Source organism: Actinomadura atramentaria DSM 43919, from assembly GCF_000381885.1.
GTDB lineage: Bacteria > Actinomycetota > Actinomycetes > Streptosporangiales > Streptosporangiaceae > Spirillospora > Spirillospora atramentaria.
The window spans coordinates 1-1,502 of the sequence record NZ_KB907244.1; the positions used below are offsets into that span (position 1 = coordinate 1).

The following is a 1,502-nucleotide window of genomic DNA, read 5'->3' on the forward strand; positions in this document are numbered from 1 at the left end:
TCATCACCGCTGCGAGGGTTCGCAACACGTTCGTCGTCCCGCACAAGCGCGACACCAAGCGCGTCCTCATCACCCCTGCGAGGGTTCGCAACGCGGTCGCGTTCCCCGCCCAGTTGATCAGTGCCTTCTGTCCTCATCGCCCCTGCGAGGGTTTGCGAACCCGGACAGTGGGGTGCTCCAGGACGGTCGGGGTTCGGGATCGCCGTCAGAGGCGGGCGGGCGTTCTCTAGAGTGCAGGGACTATGAAGATCCTCATCACCGGCGGGGCCGGGTTCATCGGGGCGACCGTTGGCTCTTGCGCGTTGGATGCCGGGCATGTGCCGGTGATCCTGGACAATCTCGTCAATGGGCGTCGGGAGTTCACTGCTGGGCGCGCGTTCTATGAAGGGGATGTTCGGGATGGCGCGCTCGTTGATCGGGTGTTCGCCGAGCATCCTGACATTGCGGCCGTCATCCACTGTGCGGCGTTGGCCGTGGTGCCGGACTCGGTCGCTGATCCGATCGGCTACTACGACAACAACGTCGTCGGTGGGCTGGAGTTGGCGCGGCATCTGATCCGCAACGGCTGCACACGGCTGGTGTTCTCGTCGTCGGCCTCGATTTATCAGACCGCCGACGACTTCACCGTCACCGAGGATTCCCCGCTCGACCCGCAGAGCCCGTACGCGCAGACCAAGGCGATGATGGAAAGGGTGTTCGCCGATGTCTCGGCCGCCACGCCGCTGCGCGTGCTGTCGCTGCGCTACTTCAACCCGATCGGCGCCGACCCCGAAATGCGGACCGGACTGCAGAATCGTCGGCCCACCCACGCGCTGGGGAAGGTCATCCAAGCGTGGAAGGCCCGCGAGCCGTTCACCATCACCGGAACCGACTGGCCGACCGCGGACGGGTCGGGCATCCGCGACTACATCCACGTCTGGGACCTCGCCGCCGCGCACCTGGCCGCCGTCACCCGATTCGACCAGGTCCTCGCGGACCGGACCTGCCTGCCCATCAATCTGGGAACCGGCCGCGGGACGACCGTCCGCGAACTGGTCGCGGAGTTCAACCGCGTCGCCGACCGGCCGGTCGAGGCGATCGAGGCCGGTCCTCGACCCGGCGACGTCGCCGGGGTCTACACCCGCAGCGACCGCGCCGCCCAGCTCTTGGGCTGGAAAGCCGAACGGACGATCGCGGACGGCATCCGCGACTCCCTCACCTGGGCGCAACGCCGCGACCACGTCCTCACCGACGACGCCTAGCCAAGAGCTCCCGACGCCACACCAAGACAACTCACAGCGACCAACCGAACACGACGAACCCCGGATTGCAGCAAACCTCCCGGGGTTTCTGCACAACCGGAGGTCTGCTGCAAAAGTCGATCCCAACCGCTACCCCTGGCCATCAGCGACCTGCGGCTTTACTCTGGGGTCCTCATCGCCCCTGCGAGGGTTCGCAACGTGAACCGCGGAGGCCGCGGCGCCGCGTCCAGGTCCTGTCCTCATCGCCCCTGCGAGGGTTCG

General features: G+C 67.0%; 1 protein-coding gene. It reads left to right on the forward strand.

Going from position 1 to position 1,502, the window contains the following annotated elements; genetic code table 11:
- The first annotated feature begins 242 nt into the window (after positions 1-242).
- The gene (gene galE, locus G339_RS0132005; RefSeq protein WP_026341966.1) at positions 243-1,241 is read left to right on the forward strand and encodes a UDP-glucose 4-epimerase GalE; all 999 of its coding nucleotides are present in this window, start codon (positions 243-245) and stop codon (positions 1,239-1,241) included.
- Positions 1,242-1,502 lie beyond the last annotated feature (261 nt).